Origin of the sequence: Chitinophaga costaii (genome assembly GCF_900094705.1) — a bacterium.
Taxonomy (GTDB): Bacteria; Bacteroidota; Bacteroidia; order Chitinophagales; family Chitinophagaceae; genus Chitinophaga; species Chitinophaga costaii.
This window is the reverse complement of the sequence record NZ_FMAR01000016.1, coordinates 13,967-33,265: the sequence shown is the minus strand read 5'-3', so window position 1 is coordinate 33,265 and position 19,299 is coordinate 13,967. Positions and strand designations below refer to the sequence as shown.

Genomic DNA, 19,299 nt, shown 5'->3' with positions numbered 1-19,299 from the left:
TGTTTTTAAGGTGGTCTTGCGTTAAATCAAATCATCTATAGCACGGGCCAATGTAAAGTCTTTTTCCGAGACAATATTGCCTGCATCGTGTGTCTGAAGGTAGATGTCTACTTTATTATAAACATTTGTCCAGTAAGGATGGTGTTCCTGCCGTTCGGCCAGCAGGGCCACGCGCGTCATAAAAGCAAATGCCTGGCTGAAATCCTTAAAAACAAATGCACGGTGTAACTGGTTATCTTTTTCCTGCCACATACAAAAATTAATTGATCAATGAAATGTAAGGCGGGTCTTTTCAGGGAGGATAAATTGGAAAAACGTTTGCGGAAATTTAAAAAATGAGGTTCATCTTGTTTTTTATATCCTTGATATCCAATAAAGATACTAATTGTACCAGCTCCAGCTGCCTCAATTGCTCAAATAATTTTTTCATCTCTTCAGCCTGGTAATAATCCCCTTTCACCAACCAGAGGTAGTCGATGTTGCGGAGTTCCGGCAGCAAAAACTCTGCCTGGCAATGATTATTGTACAGGTAGTGGGTTACCGATTTTGTTTGTTCCGGGTAATCGAACACGGTAAAGAAAAAGGAACGGTTGTTCTTGGCCAGCCTAATTTCCAGCGCATTGTTCACCCGGAACTGGCAGCCCAGAAAACGGTTAATCTGCCAGCAAAGCTGATAATCCCGGGCCTGCGACATAATGCCGGCCAGGAAAGTTCCTTCGAAAAAATCTTCTACCAGTTGCTCCTGGTCGAGTTTTAGTTTGAGTACAGACACGGGGGAAAGTTAAAAGTTTGCTGCGAATGTGGCTCACTTTATTTTAAATGTTTGATCACGGGCATCGCTTTATTTTTAGCGGGCGGCGGTGCCCAGCGTATTTTTGCAAAGTGCTGCACCTTGTTATTTTTTACTGTTACCCCTTCTTGGGCTAGCAATTCTTCCATGAGGGTAGGAGTAGGAAATGCCTGTTTACCACTCAGTACACCGCTACTGTTTACCACACGGTGTGCGGGAACCGGAGGTTTGGCGGTGCCCGCCGCGTGCATGGCCCAGCCTACCATACGGGCTGTAATGCGGGCCTGCGCACCGTTGGCAATGTCGCCATAACTGGTAACCCGCCCTTTCGGCACCTGGCGCACCAGCCGGAATACCTCCGTAAAAAAAGATTCCTTACTTGTCGTTGCACCGGTCTTCGTTGCCCCGTTGCCGGGGTGAGAAGGCGGACGATTAGCCGAGCTGGTCTTCATCACAGCCATAGCGGACATTTTATGCTTCACCATTTTCATTGCGGCCTTTTTGTTGGGTAAGGAGCTGCCTGCGCTTTGGTTCGGGAACTTTTTCATATGCGAACGGACAATGTTTACAACCATTGCCGCAGCAGACACCCCTTTTCAGGTGGTGCGCTGCGGTAAAAACCATGTATCCCTGTTCATTAAAATAATAATCTACGCCCTCAATCAGCTTCGGGTGCATCATCAGATGGCAATTTTATACTGCGCCAGTCTAGCGGGGTGGCCGGCAGGCGAAACTGCAGGTAGCGGATGGTTCGCCCGTCCGCCAGGTGCATTTTTTCGTAAAAGGTCTGTATGCTTAACAGCGCAGGAACTTCCGGCAGGGCATACACGTCTGGTATATCCTGAAGCAGTTCGCAGCCCACCGCAGCAATCACTTCCTGCGTAAATTGGTACAGTTCCGGTGAGTCTGTCTTTAAGTTGATGACTGCGCCCTTTGCCAGCAAGGGTTGGTACAGTTGCAAAAACCTGGGATGGGTGAGGCGCTTCTTGGATTTGGATTTCCGCAAAAAAGGATCCGGGAAGGTGATCCAGATGGAGGATATCTCTCCCGGTACAAAATAATCAGGCAATTTATCGATCTGGGTACGCAGGAAAGCGGCATTTATCAAAGGCTCTTCCAGAGCAGTTTTGGCTCCCCGCCAAATGCGGTTGCCTTTCAGGTCTACGCCCAGAAAATTTTGTTCCGGATACAGGCGGGCCAGGCCAAGGGTGTAATCGCCCTTGCCACAAGCGAGTTCCAGGGTAAGCGGGTGTGTATTCTTATAAAAATTTTTCCAGTTGCCTTGCATGCCTTCTGGGTAGATAAGCACATTCGGAAATGTTTCAATTTCCGCAAAGCGTTCTAATTTGTGTTGTCCCATGTGGTGCAAAAATAATAAATGTAGGGAGTACCCGGTGCAGGGATACAAGGAGGAGAACGGGAATTAGCCCGTATTTGTACATAATAGATAGTACCTTACAGCACGTAAAACATTAAAGCCTGCAACCGCATACCGGTTGCAGGCTTTAAGAAGCTGTAGGAGAAGGATTCGAACCTCCACGAGGCAGTTAGCCAGAGTACAAATAAGATTAGTGGTCAACCCATTATGCTCCGTTTATCCTGTTATCCTCACCCTCGAGACAAGAGGGCATGTCTGCCAATTTCATCACCCCACAGAGTGAAAACCACTGTTTTTTACTTTGTAAAAGCCGTTTTGAACAATGATTATGATGCAAATCTAAAGGAAGGGTACATTCCTTGCAAATTATTTAAGAAAAATTTTTGAAATTTCGATTTTTTTTAAATATTTGCATATCGGTTTAAAACAATCAAAAACGAATTGTAAAAATGGTCAACAATTTGAATATTGACAAACTTGATTTGCAAATCATCAGTGAGATGATGCAGAATGCAGAGATTTCCTACGCCGACCTGGGGAAAAAGCTTTTTGTGTCAGGAGGCACCATTCACGTTAGAATGAAGAAGCTGCAGGAATTGGGTATTGTTAAAGGTACAAAATTGCATGTAGATTTGAAAATGATCGGGTATGATGTGATTGCCTTTATCGGTATCTACCTGGAAAAAAGTTCTATGTACGATGCTGTGGCCCGCGATCTGCGTAAAATTCCTGAGATGGTGCGCCTGAATTACACCACCGGTAGTTACAGCATGTTCGCCGAGATTATTTGTAAAGACATCACCCAGTTGCGCCGCATCCTGCATGATGAACTTCAAAAGATCAAAGGCATTGAAAGAACGGAAACCCTTATTTCCCTGGAAGAAAGTTTTTCCCGGACGATTAACGTAGTGGAGTAACCGCCCCTGCGTTTCCGGAGAAATTGCCGCCTGTATGTTGCCAGCACTTTCCACGTTCAGTTAAAAATTTTGCCGCGCAAAAACCGGTTTTCATTTCCCCGTTTATGTAGCACCCTGGCCTGTTGTAGCTTGTATACCAGGTGTAGGAGGGAAATCTTCAACTGCCAGCAATGAGTACCTGCATAACTGTCCGGCCATACCGGACCCGCAAAGTTGTGTCCTGAGCCTTACTGGTTCCAGGAAGGATTTGCAACTGCAGGTACATATACAGGTCTGTTGGGCGCTCATTTTCTACGGGTTGAAAAAAAAATTATCTGTAATCTTGCGGCATGGTTACAACTGAAATTGCTGAAAAAATCCGGCAACTGGAAGAAAAGTATGCCGCAATGGGGCAAAGCCTCTCTGCTTATCTTGATGGGCTCTTGTATGCAGACTACCTTACCTATTGGGACTACATTCAACTTGATGTATTATTAAACTTGCAGCATCCGAGGACGCCTATACCGGATGAGAACATCTTTATTATTTACCACCAGATTACGGAGTTGTATTTTAAACTCACCCTCCAGGCCATTGGCCAGATCTGTGAAGGGGAGCCAGATGTGCAGGTATTTACTGTACAGTTGAAGCGAATTAACAATTACTTCAAAAGTCTGATCTCCTCTTTCGAGATCATGGTGGAAGGGATGGACAAAGAACAATTCCTGAAATTCCGCATGGCCCTGTTGCCGGCCAGCGGTTTCCAGAGCGGGCAGTTCCGCATGATTGAGATCTGCTCCACCAATTTGCGCAACCTGGTGTACGTAACGCAGCGCGAAGAATTGCGCAGCCACACAGACCTGCAGCATATTCTCAATCATATTTACTGGCGCAGCGGCGCTACGGAACTTGCCTCCGGCAAGCGTACCCTTACCCTCAAACAGTTTGAGGTAAAGTACATGCAGCAATTCCTGGAATTGGCTATTAAACATGAACATACCAACCTGCACACCCGCTACCGGCAGTTGCCCCCGGCAGAACAGGAGGCCCTTACTCCTTTGCTGAAAGCGTACGATTTTAATATTAACGTCCGCTGGCCACTCATGCACTATAAATCCGCCGTGCGTTATTTGCATAAAAAACCGGAAGACATTGCGGCTACCGGTGGAACCAACTGGCAGCAGTTCCTGCCTCCCAAGCACAAGCGCATTACCTTCTTCCCCGAATTGTGGACAGAGGAAGAATTAATCCGCTGGGGTACTGCCCAAGATATGTAAGCGGGAGCATTTTTTGTGATACAATGATTTTTCAACCAACACTTAAAAAACTATTCCCGGCGAGTAGTCACCTACCAGCAAGAATTTTTAAAACAGCCATTTCCTACCGCTGCGAAGACATTTGAGTAGTGGAAGGGAATGGCTAGGGGTATGCTATAAACTCGGCGTACGTCCTCCATCTACCGGTACGTTGATACCTGTAATATACGCGGCGGCGGGTGTAGCAAGAAATGCCACCGCGGCGGCTATTTCATGGGCTTCACCAAAACGGCCTGCAGGAATTTCCGCCAGCCACTCCCGTTCAATCACTGATTTATCTACTCCCCTTTGCTGGGATGTGGTGTTGAATATGCTTTCCAACCGCGCCGTTTTGGTGGAACCCGGTAATATGTTATTAACGGTAATGCCAAAAGGCGCCAGCTCCCCAGCCAGGGTTTTGGCCCAATTGGCCACCGCTGCGCGGATGGTATTAGACACGCCCAGGTTTTTTAATGGGGTCTTTACAGAAGTGGAAATGATCTGTATAATACGTCCATACCCTGCTGATTTCATGCCCGGTACCAGGGCTTGCGCCAGTAGTTGGCTGGATAATACGTGCTGGGCAAAACCCTGGGTAAACGCTTCCGGCTGCGCATCCAGGATAGGCCCGCCTTTGGGGCCGCCACTATTATTTACCAGGATATGGATGGGTAAAGCACTTTGCAAGGTTATAACCAATGTTTTAACCTCATCCTCCAGGCCCAGGTCTGCTGCCATGTAAATATGCTGTTGGCCTTCTGTTGTGGCCAGGGTATGCAAGGCCTGCTTTAACTGCTGCGCATTACGGGATACCAGTATGCAGCTGGCGCCCAACAGTGCTAACTCTTGCGCAGCAGCCAGCCCTATCCCCTGCGATGCCCCGCAAACCAAGGCAGTCTTGCCTTTCAGAGAAATATTCATAATGATTGTATAAGGTAATTTAACCTGTTATGTTTTCTATAAACTAGACTTTATATAAACTACAATATATATAAACCAAAGCATTGTGCCAGTTTATAATAGGGGAAATGATTGCGTGTAATAGCGCTGTGGTGCTACTGCTGGGCGGTTTTTGTAAACTTTAACAATTAGATTGTATGCCTTATAACGAAAAAACTTTACGTTTGCCGACAGCGCATTTGTAAAAAAATAATGCCTTCTTCCTGCGTTTGGCCAGCCTATCTGGAGTAAAGCGCAGTGTGGGCAGCAATTCTGGATATTTTACCTTAATTTTGTTGCCTACTGCACTGAGCTTACACGCTGCCGCTTATGGTTTCCCCTGTATAGCTTCATCAACAAAAATTTTCTTTCAACTACCAATATGGAATTTAATAATATCGAAGGTACGTATAATACGGACCGCAACCACCTGATAATGAAGGAGTATGGGCGAAATGTCCAGAAAATGGTGGAGTTTTTACTCACCATTGAAGACCCGGAAGACCGCCAGCGTAACGCTATGATCGTTATTGAGCTGATGGGTACCCTAAACCCCCACTTACGCAATGTCGAAGATTTTCGTCATAAACTTTGGGACCACCTGTTCCTGATCTCCGATTTCAAATTAAAGGTTGAGTCGCCTTATCCGATCCCCACCCGGGAAAAATTGCGCGCCCGTCCCGAACCCATGCCTTACCCGAAACAATATCCAAAGTTTCGACACCTGGGCAAAAACATAGAGCAGATCATTGAACGCGCCGTAAAGGAAGAAAACCCTGAAAAGAAAGAGGGTTTTGTGCAATGCATTGGCAACTACATGAAATTGGCTTATACTAACTGGCATAAAGAAAGCATCCACGATGACGCCATCAAAGGCGAGTTGCTGGCCCTTACCCGTGGAGAATTGGAATACCAGCCCGGTTATGTACCCCCCGCAGCACCCGCCAGCAACCCAGGCCCGGGCAACAATGCCAACTTCGGCAACAGTGAGGCGGGCTTCCTCCGTGCTAACGGAAATGGTGGCCCCAGCAAGCGCAATAAGAATTTCCAACCGAAATTCAAGAATAACGGCAACGGTAAAAGCAACAACAAACAAAACAAATACAAAAACAGGAACAAGTGAGTAGCAGCGCTTTCGAAGTTAGAGGCGGAAACCGCTTAAAGGGAGAAATTATACCCCAGGGCGCCAAAAACGAAGCATTACAGATCATCAGCGCCGTACTCCTTACGTCGGAAAAAGTGACGATCAAAAATATTCCCGATATCGTAGATGTAAACCTCCTGATCGAACTATTAGGCGATATGGGAGTAACCACGGAACGCGTGTCGCGCGATACCTGCATTTTCCAGGCCGATAAAGTAGACATGGAATACCTGCAAAGCCCGGAGTTCCGTAAAAAATCCGGTAAGCTGCGTGGCTCTGTGATGATAGCAGGCCCACTACTGGCCCGTTTCGGACAGGCTTATGTGCCTAAGCCGGGGGGCGATAAAATAGGCCGTCGCCGGCTGGATACCCACATCATTGGCTTTGAAAAGTTGGGTGCCAAATTTGTTTACGATAACGACGATAATTATTTTCACCTGCAAACAGACGGTCTTCAGGGCACCTACATGCTGCTGGACGAGCCTTCCGTAACCGGCACTGCCAACATTTTGATGGCCGCGGTGCTGGCCAAGGGGCAGACTATTATTTATAATGCGGCCTGCGAACCTTACCTGCAACAGCTTTCTAAAATGCTGATCAGTATGGGGGCCAGGATCAGCGGCGTAGGCTCTAACCTGCTTACTATTGATGGAGTGAATACCTTAAAGGGTTGTGAACATCGTATGCTGCCAGACATGATCGAAATTGGCTCTTTCATCGGCCTGGCTGCCATGACCCAAAGCGAGATCACCATTAAGAACGTAGGGTTGCAACATTTGGGCATTATCCCCGAAAAGTTCCGCCAGTTGGGCATACAGATGGAATTCAGGGGAGATGATATCTTCATTCCTTTCCAGGAAAAATACGAGATACAGACTTTCCTGGATGGTTCTATTCTTAACATTTCGGATCATCCCTGGCCAGGTTTTACACCAGACCTGCTGAGTATTGTGCTGGTCACTGCCACGCAGGCGCAGGGTAGCGTAATGATCCATCAAAAGATGTTTGAAAGCCGCCTGTTTTTCGTAGATAAGCTGATAGATATGGGAGCTCAGATTGTTTTGTGCGATCCGCATCGCGCTGTGGTGATAGGGCTTGCACGCCAGCACAAATTGAGAGGTATTACCATGTCTTCGCCGGACATCCGTGCCGGCGTTTCTTTGCTCATTGCCGCACTCAGTGCAGAAGGCAAAAGTACCATCCAGAATATTGATCAGATAGACCGTGGATACCAATACATAGACCAGCGCCTCATTGCATTGGGGGCTGATATTAAACGCATATAATTTTGCCTGGAAAATATCCGGAGTCGCGGCCTGCCTAAAGCGGGCCGCTATTTTTTTAAAACGTGATGAAAAAGCGGCGCCTGCTATCTCCAGCAATGTTGGTTTTGTGTAACTTGCGGCATGGATTCAAAAAACAAGATCATTATTATCACGGCTCCATCCGGCGCAGGCAAGACTACTATTGTGAAAAAGCTGCTGGCAGCCATGCCCCAACTGGCATTTTCCGTATCTGCCGCTACCCGCCCTGCACGTGAAAATGAAGTTCATGGCCGGGATTATTATTTTATGAGCACGGAAGAATTCCAGCACCGCATTGATCTCAACGAATTTGCAGAATATGAAATGGTGTACGCCGGCAAATATTACGGCACCTTGAAAAGCGAGCTACAACGCATTTGGAATGAACACCGCATTCCCATGGTAGACATCGATGTAAAAGGCGCATTGTCTATAAAAGATAAATACCATACCCAGGCCCTCACCATTTTTATACAACCGCCATCCATCGAAGCCCTGGCCGCTCGCCTAGGCAGCCGTGGCACGGAAGACCAGGCCTCCCTGGAAGAAAGATTGGGGAAGGCCCGCTATGAATTGTCCTTCTCCCACGAATTTGATAATATTGTCGTGAATGATGAATTGGAACATGCTTACCAGGAAGTAAAGGCCCTGATCGAAAAATTTTTGGTCTAAAATTGTCTTTTAATAGCAGCGTTCGCTGGAATGCTGCTTAAATGCCATTATCTTTAATTACCGACATCACCCATAGCCCCGCCTGGCATGCTTTTAGTCTGTTGGAAATTGATTGCTGCCCAATTTAGTATTCACTATCTTTATAATATATGGATACATATACACTCGTAATTCTTATTGCATTATTATTGGCCGCCGGATTTTTCTCAGGTATTGAAACGGCATTCGCCAATATCAATAAGTTAAGCCTGGAGTTAAAGAAAAAACAGGGTAGGGCCACCGGAAAGATCCTCGCTGGTTTTAACGAACATCCTTCCCGCTTCCTGGCTACCAGCCTGCTGGGCTTCACTATTATCGTAGTGATTTACAGTATTTTGGTAGCAGACAGCCTACTCCCATATCTGAAAAATGTAACTGCTTCCTATAATGATGTGCGGTACGATCCGATATTTCTTTGCCTTGGAATTATTTTGTCGGCAGCCCTGATGTGCCTGGTGGGGTTTTTCCTGCCCCGTGTCATCTTCCGTTCTTGGCCAGACGGATTGCTGGGTTTCTTTGCCCTTCCTATTTCAGTAATTTCCAAACCCTTATTTGTAATAGGCAATATGATGGTATCTATTTCCGAATGGATACTGAAATATTTATTCAATGTGCGTATACTGGAAAACAGGGATACTTTTCCGCGGGTGGATGTAGAGCATTTCCTGCGTCAGTCTCAGCAGCATGTGGTAGAGAACAAAGACCTGAACACTGAATTATTTGAAAATGCCCTATCCCTGGCCCATGTAAAAATCCGGGGCTGCCTTATTCCCCGCCGGGAAATTGAGGCATTAGAGGTAAACAGTCCTTTGGCCGATGCCCGTAAGATGTTTATGGAGACGAATTTGTCCAAACTAATTATTTACGAGGGGGATATAGACAATATCCTGGGATATGTGCATCAGCTAGACCTCTTTAAAGATCCGCAGGGTATTCAGTCTATGCTGCACCCCATACTAGCCGTGCCTGAAACGATGAGCGCCATTGATTTGCTCAGCAAGTTTAATAAGGAGCGCAAAAGTATTGCCTGGGTAGTAGATGAATTTGGCGGCACAGCGGGTATTGTAACGATAGAGGATGTACTGGAAGAAATCTTTGGCGAGATCAAAGATGAGCATGATGTGGAAGAATTTGTGGAAAAACAGATCGCCGAAAAGGAATATATTTTTTCCGGTCGCCTGGAGTTAGACCACCTGAACGAAAAATATGGTTTCGATTTTCCAGAGGATGAGAGCGAAACCTTATCCGGTTACATCATTAATCATTATGAAACCATTCCCCGGTTGAAGGAGCGTATTATCATTGACGATTATGAGTTTGATGTACTGAACGTTACGGAAACCCGTATAGAGATGGTCAAAATGAAACTACTTTCTTAGCAACCGTTAATGAGAAGTTAAGCATGCTTGTCTTTACTGATTATTCCAACTAATTAATTATCTTAGTTAGCGCAAACGATCCCAGAAAGGTCTTTTGGGTCGAAGAAACCTCATTTTCTAGCTAAAACGTTTTGGCGAAAATTTGTAGGAAAGTCACAGAGATCACTTACATTTGTTCAAGTTTGTAACACAATGATTTGATTTTTGTTAAAAAGCTGTAAAAAAAATTGTTGCAACATTGATAATAACAGATTTCTTTATATTTTTGCATAACGATTAAAGCATCTGGAAAACGTAATATTATCTAAAGCTTGCCAAATCGAAGGATAATTTACATACCAGAAGCCAAAGACATTCTCGAATTCAACTTTTTTGGGGTTAACAAACAATGGATGAAAGGCCGGCTCTTGATTCTTCTCGGGCTGGCTCTTTTTTTTTATAAACCCTCCCAATTGCTCCCAGATTTTGTTCCCTGTATTGTATTTCAGCACATCATACTCCTTCTTCTTAACACTTTACTGCTTAAACAGCTAGTTTTATTACTTAATTTTTGATGCACGTTACCATTTGCTGATAATTAGTCGGGATAGGGTATGAATTTGCTGGGTAATAATTATCCTTCAAATTGCTTAGTTGAGTATGCGTTATAGGTTAATATAGCCTAGCAGGTGCCGCTTATTTAATAAAAAGCTTTTTAGGAAGATGAATAAGTGGTGTATGCATAAACGTTTTTCCTTAAAATATTAAGCCTTCAACTCTACAATTCATCGTTTATATTTGTGACGCGGGATGCGTAGGTGAATAGCATCGCGGTATCAAAATATGTTGAAGAAATTTTTTGCAAGCTCCAGCAAAGGGGAAATGTCGTTTTTCGATCATTTGGAAGACCTGCGTTGGCATATCGTTCGCTCCATTTTAGCCATCGTTGTCGTTAGTATATTTGGTTTCGTTTATACGAAGGAAATCCTCGATAATGTTATTTTCGGGCCTACCAATGCATATTTCCCTACCTACACGGCGCTTTGCAAGCTGGGGCATGCGCTGCACATGGGCGATAAACTTTGCATTACACCGGAAAAAATACAGTTTCAGAACTTCCAGATGGCGGGGCAGGTAATGTTGCAATTTAAACTGGCCTTTACGATGGGCATAGTATGTGCCTTCCCATACATTTTCTGGGAATTCTGGAGTTTCGTAAAGCCCGCTCTCAAAGAGCGGGAATTGAAAGGAGCAAAGGGGGTGATCTTTTGGGTGTCTTTACAATTTTTCCTGGGAATTTCGTTTGCCTACTTCATGGTGATGCCGTTCACGATCAACTTCCTGGCCAGCTATACCGTAACAGACAAGGCCATTAACCAGTTTTTTATCGACGATTATTTTGACCTGATCTCCCAGATTGTAGTGGGCATGGGACTTTTATTTGAACTCCCGGTGTTGGTATATTTTCTGACCAAAGTGGGCATTCTTACACCTACCTTTTTAAAGTCATACCGTAAGCAGGCCATCGTGGTGCTGCTGGTACTGGCGGCAGTGATTACACCTCCAGATGTGATAGACCAGATGATTGTATTTACTCCTTTATATCTTTTATACGAAATTAGTATTGTTATCTCCAAACGGGCCTACCGGACAAGAATGGAAGGCAAGGACGAAACCGCCGTTCAGGAATGGTCATAACGCAAGGTAAGTAGCTATCTGCCTTTAGCCATTCGCTCTTAGCACAAAATCTTGCGTCTTTTAAGGCGGCATGTTTACTGCTGAGGGCGGATAGCCAAAGGCTTTTTTATGGGCTTTTAGCGCCTCATGGGTTGTGGACACGCCACCGCTGGATGTATTTACGCTAAAAGCTTTTTTTATGCAACCATTTAGTTTTGATTTTTCACAGCCGGTGGCCATCGGGGCCGATCATGCCGGTGTAGCCTGCAAAGAGCAGCTTGTTTCCTTCCTGGAAGGTAAGGGACTTAAAGTTAAAGACCTCGGTACCTATGGGAGCAATGCGGTAGACTATCCAGACTATGCCCACCCGGTAGCCAAGCTGGTAGACCGGGGCCAGGCGTCACTGGGCATTTTAATTTGCGGCACGGGTAATGGTGTGGCTATGACGGCAAACAAATACCAGGGCGTGCGTGCCGCCGTGTGCTGGGGGGAAGAGTTATCCCGGCTGGCCAGGGCGCATAACAATGCCAATGTATTGTGCATTCCGGGCCGCTTTGTAGCCCCGGAGCAGGCGGTGGCTATCACTGATATTTTCCTGGAAACATCATTTGCAGGAGGACGGCATGAAGAACGGGTTCGCAAGGTATTGCATTTATAAAGCGTATTGGCCGCTGGCCCTGTCTGTCTGTAATTGTCTTCCGGAAATTCCTATCTTGTTGAAGTAGCCTGTGCCTGCAACTGGCCTGGCTATCCTTTTAACCAAAGTATTGCTATGAAATTTAAGACATTGTTCTCTGCCTGCTTGCTATTGGCCACGGCGGTTCACGCCCAAATGCCAGTCCGGCAACTATCGGCGGCCACTCCCTTTGCCAATACGATTACTCCTGCCTTTTTAGAAAGTCATCTCCGTATTATTGCCAGTGAAGCGATGGAAGGCCGTGAAACTGGCACCCCTGGCCAGGAAAAGGCTGCTGCTTATATTGAAGAACAGTTTAAAAGTTTTGGCTTGCTGCCCGGTGCCAATGGGCAGTGGCGCCAGTATTACACGATGTATGCCGATTCCTTGGGTGGTCATACCGTCCTGCAGGTACAGGGCAAAAGTGTAGAATATGGTGCTGGTTTTTTCGGCAATATAAGCCGCAACCATGGCGACACGCTTACAGATCTGCCAGTAGTCTTTGCCGGCCAGGGCATTGTAACTGATACACGCGATGATTATAAGGACCAGGATGTAACGGGCAAGATCGTGCTGCTACTCTCTGAAGACTTTTCTTTTGATAGCAGCGGTGGAAAAACCAGCCATGGTCATTTTAGCGAGATGGACAAGGTGAACAGTGCCACCAAAAAAGGGGCAGTAGCTGTATTGCTGGTGGTAGATTCTACCCGTATACCTAAAGCCCCCTCCCGTACCGGACGCCTGGGCATGCGCCGCAATGGCAGCATAAGCGGAGCCAACCTATACCTGATAGATGTTGCTACGGCCACTTTAATAGCAGGCATGCCTCCAGCCGCACTGGCAAAGGTTTCACCGAAGGTATTACCCAATAAAACCTCCATTGTATTTGAAAAAATAAGCCGTGAAGTAAAGCCTAGCAATGTGTTGGCTTTCCTGGAAGGAAGTGATAAAAAAGGTGAAGTGCTTTTCATCACCGGGCATTACGATCACTTGGGGAAAAAAGGAGATAAAATATTTATTGGTGCGGATGATGATGCTTCCGGTACTTCCTCTGTGCTGGCATTGGCGCATGCGTTTGCAGCAGCAAAAAAAGCCGGCAAAGGCCCCCGCCGAAGTATCGTATTTATGACTGTTTCTGGTGAAGAAGAAGGCTTATTGGGGTCTGGCTACTACACAGAGCATCCGCTATACCCATTGGATAGTACGGTGGTGGATCTGAACACGGATATGATAGGCCGGATAGACCCTGCCCATCAGAATGATACGAACTATGTGTATATCATCGGCGATAATAAACTGAGTACTGCCCTGCGTCCCATTAGTGAGGCCGCCAATAAGCAATTTACCCGGATGGCCCTGGACTATACTTACAATGATCCAAAGGATGTAAACCGTTTTTATTATCGTTCCGACCATTACATGTTTGCACAACATAAGATTCCTATTATCTTCTATTTCAATGGTGTTCATGAAGACTACCATCGTGCTACCGATACGGTAGACAAGATTCATTTCAACCTCATGGCACGTCGCTCCCAATTGGTATTTTACACCGCCTGGGATATCGCCAACCGTGAAGAGAAGTTGCCGGTAGACAGTCATGAACAATAGCGATAGATTAAAAAGCGGGCTATCCAGGTAGATAATCCGCTTATTTATTGTTATAGCAAATATTTATGTTATTCTTTAATATGTTTGAATTCCAACCTTTTTTTTGAATTAAATCCATTGAAACTATTGATGGTGGCCTGTTTTGGGGAAGTGAAGGTTATACAATATATTTTTTTAAAAATATAAAAACGTTGGTACATTTGTAATGATCCTTCTTTTAGGATAGCTTATTGATGCACTTTGTTCTTCTATTTGCTACGCTCCAGCCGCCTGGATATATGACTTTATTTAAAGGAAACTATAAAAATTAAGCAAGCGTTAAACCCATCACTGCAAGGAGTTCATAATTGCCAACTTTATGAATCATATTTAGAAAGAATTTAGAAAGAAATTTTTTCAGTTTTCAAAAAATAAATTTTATTTAAACAAACCTAGTATATGTTATTAAGTCGTATAAAGGTTTAAGGTTACAGTCGTAATTATTTTCTTAGTGCTATGGCTATCGCAGGTATTGGAAGTATATAGCGATTGTAAAGGTTACAACAACGGTACTAAACCAGGTGTAGGTCTGGATGTGAATGATCACTGAGAATGTTTTGTTGAAATCCTACATTCCTTTACGTGTCACTTACTCTACTGATCAAGCTTAAACATTCCATATAAGGGGCATTTTAGCTCCGTACTTATTATGCTGCCGCCGCTGAGCATGAATATGCGGAAGCAAGCTTTGTTTATTACACCTCCTGATGCTTGTTATGATAAAAGTACATGGCCCGCCCGCTCACTACCATACTCCTGTCCTTTCCCATCACAAGGAGCAGTACTGTTATATGTGTGATAATTTAAGTATTGACCTACTTAAACATTGTTTTGATTAAATAAGCGTTCAACAACATATAGAACCCAAAACCAGTATCAGCGCAACAACGTCCTTATATTAATTCATGATCCATTTAAACAACCCGATGCACATGAACACTACAACAAAGCAACAAACGACCCCTTCAGACATGGTTGCCCTGGAGCAAAATATGAAAATCGAGGCTGCTGGCCTGAACAAGATCCTGGCGGATGAATTTGTATTGCATGCAATGCTGCTGCAATATCATTGGAATGTTACCGGTATAAACTTTATCGAGCTTCACCGTTTTTACGCGGAGCAATACCAGCAGGTGGAGCGTATGATGAAATCGCTTGCTGAGCGGGTGAGAGCCTTAGGGCATTTGGCCGAAGGACGGCTTTCCGAATGCCTGAAGCACACCCATCTGAACGAGGAAGCATTTCCTGTCCAGCATCTGCAGCAACTGAATAACCTGATCAAAAGCCATGAGACCGTTATTCAGCACCTGCAACGTATGAAACGCTCGCTAGATAGAACGTATCGCATGTACGGAACGGGTGATTTCCTGGAAGATCTAGTGGCTGAACACGAGAGTATGATTTTACTAATTCGTTGTTATTTGTAAACTGAAGACATTGTTTACCTAATCTGCTATAATTGTTTTTTGTTTTCCCACCGCTATAGCCGTTTAAGCAGGAAAAATGAAGGATGAAAGCCTTCCCTAGGTAAATGGATGTATTTTTAAGAGCACACCATCCTGGGAGTGGGTGGTTTTGTGCCATGTCCATGCAAAAGGTGCGCATGTTTTTTCGTACTTTTGTTACCTTCCATTTTTCATACAAACAACTAGGCTTTCCTGCGGATGAATGACAATTATTTAAGCGAACTGAACGAGCCGCAACGCGCTGCGGTGATGCATATTAACGGCCCCCTCATGATCGTGGCGGGTGCCGGTTCCGGCAAAACTAAAGTGCTGACCACCCGCATTGCTCACCTGCTGCGCAATGGGGTAGATGCATTTAATATACTTTCCCTCACTTTTACCAATAAGGCAGCCAAGGAAATGAAGGAACGTGTGGAGCGTATCCTGGGCAGTTCCGAAGCCCGTAACCTTTACATTGGTACATTTCATTCTGTTTTTGCCCGCCTGCTGCGCGCAGAAGCAACTAAACTTGGCTATCCCAGCGATTTTACCATTTATGATAGCGACGACGCCAAAAGCGTAATTAAAACTATCCTCCATGAGTTGAACCTGGATGACAAGCATTATAAGCCAAACTTAGTGTATGGCCGTATTTCCGCCGCCAAGAATAACCTAATGAGCCCCGAGGAATACAAGCATGATCATGCCATACAGCAGGAAGACATGCGGGCCAACCGACCTATGATAGGCCATATCTATGAGGCCTACGCCAAACGTTGCTTTAAGAACGGGGCCATGGACTTTGACGACCTGCTGTACAAAATGTACTTGCTGCTAAAACACTTTCCGGAAGTGCTGCACAAGTACCAGCACAAGTTTAAGTACATCATGATCGATGAGTACCAGGATACCAACCCGGCCCAGTATGAGATCATTAAACTACTGGGGGCCGCCCATGAAAATATCTGTGTGGTAGGTGATGATGCCCAAAGTATTTATTCCTTCCGGGGTGCCACTATTCAGAACATTCTCCAGTTTGAAAAAGATTATGAAGATACCAAGGTGGTAAAACTTGAACAGAATTACCGCAGTACCAAGTCTATCCTGAACGTAGCCAATGAAGTGATTGGCAATAACAAGGGCCAGATTGAAAAGGCCCTGTGGACAGACAATATAGAAGGGGAGAAGATAAAACTGGTGCGCACTATGACGGACAATGAGGAAGGTAAATTTGTAGCCGATACTATTGCCGAACAAAAGCTGCGTAACCATTACAACAACCGTGATTTCTGCATCCTGTACCGCACCAATGCACAAAGCCGTTCCTTCGAGGAAAGCTTGCGCCGCATGAATATTGCTTATCGGATTTTTGGGGGTATTTCTTTCTATCAACGCAAAGAGATCAAGGACTTCCTGTCTTATCTGAGGGTTGTGAGCAATACCCGCGATGAGGAAAATATTAAACGTATCATTAACTATCCCATCCGTGGTATTGGTAAAACCACTATTGAGAAAACAATGGTGCTGGCCAATGACCAGGATATTCCTTTCTGGGAAGTACTGGTACGCGCCCGTGAATTTGGATTCAAAGGCGGCACGCTGGAAGCCATAGATGGTTTCGTTACCATGATCCAGAGTTTCCAGGCCATGGTCCAGCAGCAGCACAATGCATACGACATTGCCATTGCAGTGGGTAAATCTACTGGCATAGTAAAAGAATTGTTTAATGACAAGACCACTGAAGGGCTGGCCCGTTACGAAAACATTCAGGAGTTGCTGAACTCCATCAAGGAATTTACCGAAACCCCTACGGAAGACGGGGAGCTGCTGGAGAAAAGCCTGGGTACTTACCTGCAACAGATATCCCTGCTCACCGATGCCGACAATGGCAGCGATGAGAATAGCGATGTGGTAAAGCTTATGACTATCCACGCTGCCAAGGGGCTGGAGTTTCCGGTGGTATTTAATGTGGGCTTGGAAGAAAGCTTGTTTCCGAGTTCCATGTCTATTAACACCCGGGAGGAGCTGGAAGAGGAAAGACGCTTGTTCTATGTAGCTGTGACCCGCGCCAAAACCCGCCTGTTTATCAGTTACGCCAATAGCCGCTACCGCTTTGGCAACCTGGTGCAGAATGAACCCAGCCGTTTCCTGGACGAAATGCCGGAAAAATATATAGATCGTAGTTATGCCGGCGGCGGGGTGCGCAACGCCTTTGGCGGCAGCAATAGCGGCTGGGGCAACAGTAATAATATGTTTGACCGTAAGAAAACGGTGGTAACCCAACCGCCTACAGCTACCGGTGTGCGTTCCACGCCCAAGCCCATGCCGGTGGTCAGCACGCATGTGCCATCCCCCAACTTCACACCGGATGACCCGGCCACCATGGAGGCCGGCATGGAAGTAGAACACCAGAAATTTGGCTTTGGCACCATTACCGCTATGGAAGGCGCCTCTCACAACCGGATTGCTACCGTGGTATTTCCGAAAGCCGGAGGGGAGAAAAAAATCATGCTCAACTACGCCAAGCTGATGATCACTAAACGATAACCTTCTTAATAAATAGGAATGGCCGGAAAAGCCTGCTAATAGCAGCGTTCCGGCCATTCCTGTATTTTAAATGTTATGGATACAGCCATATTGCAATTAAGGAATTACTGTGCTTACCAGGAGCGCTGCCACAGCGAGGTAAGGCAAAAATGCCTGGAGCTGGGCCTGCGCGGCGATGCAATAGACCAGGCCATCGTGGAACTGATCAGTGAAGATTTTCTGAACGAGGAGCGGTTTGCCATTGCCTTTGCAGGTGGCAAATTCCGCATGCAGCAGTGGGGCCGGAAAAAGATTGCCGCAGCATTGCAGCAGCTTCAGGTGGCGGCGTATTGTATCAAAAAGGGGTTACTGGAAATTGAGGATGCCGACTACCAGGCTACCCTGCATAAGCTGGCCCGTAAAAAATTTGAAAGCCTGCAACGGGAGCCGTTACTCAGGCGTAAGCAAAAAACCTGGGCCTACCTGGCGCAGAAAGGATATGAGCCAGGGCTGGTAGCTGCTGTGGTGGAACAACTCACCAAGGAGGATGATTAACTCTTGCGCTTCCAAGCCTGCCGGAGGGTAGGCTGTTGAATAATACCATTTCCCAGCGCCCCTTTTTTAAAAAAAAGCTATCCCACATTTCGTAAATTTGTTAAATATTACCAGTAACCATCATGGCCGATCTTACCGTAACACTTATCCAGGCAAATTTAAATTGGGAGAATATTGACGCTAACCTGCGTTTGTTCGATGAAAAGATTAATGCCATCCAAGGGCGCACTGAAGTGGTGATCCTTCCGGAAATGTTTAGCACTGGTTTCAGTATGCGCCCAGAAGTACTTGCCCAAACGATGGAAGGCAGCGCAGTGATATGGATGGAACAAAAGGCCCGGGAAAAAAATGTGATCCTCACTGGCAGTCTTATTATCAAAGATGGAGACCACTACGTGAACCGCCTCCTTTGGATGCAGCCCAATGGCGTGTATGGCATTTACGATAAGCGCCACTTGTTTGGCTATGCCGGCGAAGACAATCACTATCATGCCGGTGATAAACGCCTCATTGCACAGGTGAAGGGCTGGAAGATAAATCTCAACGTATGTTACGACCTGCGTTTCCCCGTATGGTCGCGCAATGCCATTCAGCAGGATGGAGTGGCTTATGATGTACTCATCAATGTGGCCAACTGGCCGGAGCGCCGCAATACTGCCTGGAAAGCTTTGTTGCAGGCAAGAGCTATTGAAAACCAGGCCTACGTGATAGGCCTGAACCGGGTGGGCAACGATGGCAATAATATTTACCACAGTGGCGACAGCAGCATTATTGACCCATTGGGCGAAATCCTGTATCAGAAAGCCCATGATGAAGATGTATTTACTTACACCCTGCACCGTGAAAAGCTGGAAGAGATCCGCAAAAACATTCCCTTCCTGAAAGACGCCGACAAATTCCAGGTACTTTAATGGGTACGGATAAAAAAACGTTCCTTGCCCTGGTAAGGAACGTT

19 protein-coding genes are annotated in these 19,299 nt (G+C 45.8%); 13 read left to right on the top strand and 6 right to left on the bottom strand.

The features are described from left to right. Positions 1-21: 21 nt before the first annotated feature. The 5 genes from GA0116948_RS17885 to trmB form a co-directional block, all read right to left on the bottom strand. Entirely contained in the window at positions 22-252 is a 231-nt protein-coding gene (locus GA0116948_RS17885) for a 4a-hydroxytetrahydrobiopterin dehydratase (protein ID WP_089714744.1), read from the bottom strand. 76 nt (positions 253-328) lie between these two features. Then, positions 329-772: an IPExxxVDY family protein gene (locus GA0116948_RS17880; protein WP_089714742.1), complete on the bottom strand. Its 444-nt coding sequence runs from the start codon at positions 770-772 to the stop codon at positions 329-331. Positions 773-810: 38 nt separating this feature from the next. Further along, positions 811-1,338 carry an MGMT family protein gene (locus tag GA0116948_RS17875; protein WP_317041931.1) on the bottom strand — a complete coding sequence of 176 codons (528 nt, stop codon included), beginning with the start codon at positions 1,336-1,338 and terminating at the stop codon, positions 811-813. Next, the gene (locus GA0116948_RS17870) at positions 1,262-1,468 is read right to left on the bottom strand and encodes a DUF5522 domain-containing protein (protein ID WP_089714875.1); all 207 of its coding nucleotides are present in this window, start codon (positions 1,466-1,468) and stop codon (positions 1,262-1,264) included. The genes GA0116948_RS17875 and GA0116948_RS17870 overlap by 77 nt, the downstream gene beginning before the upstream one ends. Then, positions 1,449-2,150 (bottom strand): tRNA (guanosine(46)-N7)-methyltransferase TrmB, encoded by a 702-nt coding sequence (gene trmB / locus GA0116948_RS17865; protein WP_089714740.1) that lies wholly within the window; start codon positions 2,148-2,150, stop codon positions 1,449-1,451. Before trmB ends, GA0116948_RS17870 begins: the two co-directional genes overlap by 20 nt. A 467-nt stretch (positions 2,151-2,617) precedes the next feature. Between trmB and GA0116948_RS17860 the strand changes: the two genes are divergently transcribed. Both GA0116948_RS17860 and GA0116948_RS17855 read left to right on the top strand, forming a co-directional pair. After that, positions 2,618-3,085 carry an Lrp/AsnC ligand binding domain-containing protein gene (locus GA0116948_RS17860; protein ID WP_089714738.1) on the top strand — a complete coding sequence of 156 codons (468 nt, stop codon included), beginning with the start codon at positions 2,618-2,620 and terminating at the stop codon, positions 3,083-3,085. Positions 3,086-3,414: 329 nt separating this feature from the next. Beyond that, positions 3,415-4,341: a tryptophan 2,3-dioxygenase family protein gene (locus tag GA0116948_RS17855; protein WP_089714736.1), complete on the top strand. Its 927-nt coding sequence runs from the start codon at positions 3,415-3,417 to the stop codon at positions 4,339-4,341. A gap of 153 nt (positions 4,342-4,494) precedes the next feature. On the opposite strand, the gene GA0116948_RS17850 is transcribed toward GA0116948_RS17855, so the two are convergent. Further along, positions 4,495-5,280, bottom strand: a complete 786-nt coding sequence (locus GA0116948_RS17850) for an SDR family oxidoreductase (RefSeq protein WP_089714734.1) — start codon at positions 5,278-5,280, stop codon at positions 4,495-4,497. Positions 5,281-5,680: 400 nt separating this feature from the next. On the opposite strand from GA0116948_RS17850, the gene GA0116948_RS17845 reads away from it, so the two are divergent. The 11 genes from GA0116948_RS17845 (at position 5,681) to GA0116948_RS17790 (ending at position 19,255) form a co-directional block, all read left to right on the top strand. Then, positions 5,681-6,421: a DUF4290 domain-containing protein gene (locus GA0116948_RS17845; RefSeq protein ID WP_089714732.1), complete on the top strand. Its 741-nt coding sequence runs from the start codon at positions 5,681-5,683 to the stop codon at positions 6,419-6,421. Then, positions 6,418-7,728, top strand: coding sequence for a UDP-N-acetylglucosamine 1-carboxyvinyltransferase (murA, locus tag GA0116948_RS17840; protein ID WP_089714730.1), 1,311 nt, complete (start codon positions 6,418-6,420; stop codon positions 7,726-7,728). Before GA0116948_RS17845 ends, murA begins: the two co-directional genes overlap by 4 nt. Positions 7,729-7,848: 120 nt before the next feature. After that, positions 7,849-8,418: a guanylate kinase gene (gene gmk / locus GA0116948_RS17835; RefSeq protein WP_089714728.1), complete on the top strand. Its 570-nt coding sequence runs from the start codon at positions 7,849-7,851 to the stop codon at positions 8,416-8,418. 149 nt (positions 8,419-8,567) lie between these two features. Beyond that, positions 8,568-9,836, top strand: a complete 1,269-nt coding sequence (locus GA0116948_RS17830) for a hemolysin family protein (protein WP_089714726.1) — start codon at positions 8,568-8,570, stop codon at positions 9,834-9,836. Positions 9,837-10,658: 822 nt separating this feature from the next. Continuing rightward, positions 10,659-11,513, top strand: coding sequence for a twin-arginine translocase subunit TatC (gene tatC, locus GA0116948_RS17820; RefSeq protein WP_089714723.1), 855 nt, complete (start codon positions 10,659-10,661; stop codon positions 11,511-11,513). A 178-nt stretch (positions 11,514-11,691) separates the two neighbouring features. Further along, positions 11,692-12,150 carry a ribose 5-phosphate isomerase B gene (rpiB, locus tag GA0116948_RS17815; RefSeq protein ID WP_089714874.1) on the top strand — a complete coding sequence of 153 codons (459 nt, stop codon included), beginning with the start codon at positions 11,692-11,694 and terminating at the stop codon, positions 12,148-12,150. A gap of 114 nt (positions 12,151-12,264) precedes the next feature. Continuing rightward, on the top strand, positions 12,265-13,779 hold the full coding sequence (locus tag GA0116948_RS17810) for a M28 family peptidase (RefSeq protein WP_089714721.1): 1,515 nt from the start codon (positions 12,265-12,267) through the stop codon (positions 13,777-13,779). Between the two features lie 971 nt (positions 13,780-14,750). Next, complete coding sequence (locus tag GA0116948_RS17805; RefSeq protein ID WP_165798524.1) at positions 14,751-15,245, top strand: Dps family protein; 495 nt, start codon at positions 14,751-14,753, stop codon at positions 15,243-15,245. 237 nt (positions 15,246-15,482) lie between these two features. Then, positions 15,483-17,810, top strand: coding sequence for an ATP-dependent helicase (locus GA0116948_RS17800; protein WP_089714717.1), 2,328 nt, complete (start codon positions 15,483-15,485; stop codon positions 17,808-17,810). A 75-nt stretch (positions 17,811-17,885) separates the two neighbouring features. Further along, entirely contained in the window at positions 17,886-18,344 is a 459-nt protein-coding gene (locus tag GA0116948_RS17795) for a regulatory protein RecX (protein ID WP_089714715.1), read from the top strand. A gap of 122 nt (positions 18,345-18,466) precedes the next feature. Next, complete coding sequence (locus GA0116948_RS17790) at positions 18,467-19,255, top strand: amidohydrolase (protein ID WP_089714713.1); 789 nt, start codon at positions 18,467-18,469, stop codon at positions 19,253-19,255. The last annotated feature ends 44 nt before the right edge of the window (positions 19,256-19,299 follow it).

Bases quoted from the DNA above. Each gene is read 5' to 3' on its own strand.
- GA0116948_RS17885 (WP_089714744.1), bottom strand. From the start codon at position 252: ATGTGGCAGGAAAAAGATAACCAGTTACACCGTGCATTTGTTTTTAAG.
- GA0116948_RS17875 (WP_317041931.1), bottom strand. From the start codon at position 1,338: ATGAAAAAGTTCCCGAACCAAAGCGCAGGCAGCTCCTTACCCAACAAA.
- GA0116948_RS17870 (WP_089714875.1), bottom strand. From the start codon at position 1,468: ATGCACCCGAAGCTGATTGAGGGCGTAGATTATTATTTTAATGAACAG.
- trmB (WP_089714740.1), bottom strand. From the start codon at position 2,150: ATGGGACAACACAAATTAGAACGCTTTGCGGAAATTGAAACATTTCCG.
- GA0116948_RS17860 (WP_089714738.1), top strand. From the start codon at position 2,618: ATGGTCAACAATTTGAATATTGACAAACTTGATTTGCAAATCATCAGT.
- GA0116948_RS17855 (WP_089714736.1), top strand. From the start codon at position 3,415: ATGGTTACAACTGAAATTGCTGAAAAAATCCGGCAACTGGAAGAAAAG.
- GA0116948_RS17850 (WP_089714734.1), bottom strand. From the start codon at position 5,280: ATGAATATTTCTCTGAAAGGCAAGACTGCCTTGGTTTGCGGGGCATCG.
- GA0116948_RS17845 (WP_089714732.1), top strand. From the start codon at position 5,681: ATGGAATTTAATAATATCGAAGGTACGTATAATACGGACCGCAACCAC.
- gmk (WP_089714728.1), top strand. From the start codon at position 7,849: ATGGATTCAAAAAACAAGATCATTATTATCACGGCTCCATCCGGCGCA.
- GA0116948_RS17830 (WP_089714726.1), top strand. From the start codon at position 8,568: ATGGATACATATACACTCGTAATTCTTATTGCATTATTATTGGCCGCC.
- tatC (WP_089714723.1), top strand. From the start codon at position 10,659: ATGTTGAAGAAATTTTTTGCAAGCTCCAGCAAAGGGGAAATGTCGTTT.
- rpiB (WP_089714874.1), top strand. From the start codon at position 11,692: ATGCAACCATTTAGTTTTGATTTTTCACAGCCGGTGGCCATCGGGGCC.
- GA0116948_RS17810 (WP_089714721.1), top strand. From the start codon at position 12,265: ATGAAATTTAAGACATTGTTCTCTGCCTGCTTGCTATTGGCCACGGCG.
- GA0116948_RS17805 (WP_165798524.1), top strand. From the start codon at position 14,751: ATGAACACTACAACAAAGCAACAAACGACCCCTTCAGACATGGTTGCC.
- GA0116948_RS17800 (WP_089714717.1), top strand. From the start codon at position 15,483: ATGAATGACAATTATTTAAGCGAACTGAACGAGCCGCAACGCGCTGCG.
- GA0116948_RS17795 (WP_089714715.1), top strand. From the start codon at position 17,886: ATGGATACAGCCATATTGCAATTAAGGAATTACTGTGCTTACCAGGAG.
- GA0116948_RS17790 (WP_089714713.1), top strand. From the start codon at position 18,467: ATGGCCGATCTTACCGTAACACTTATCCAGGCAAATTTAAATTGGGAG.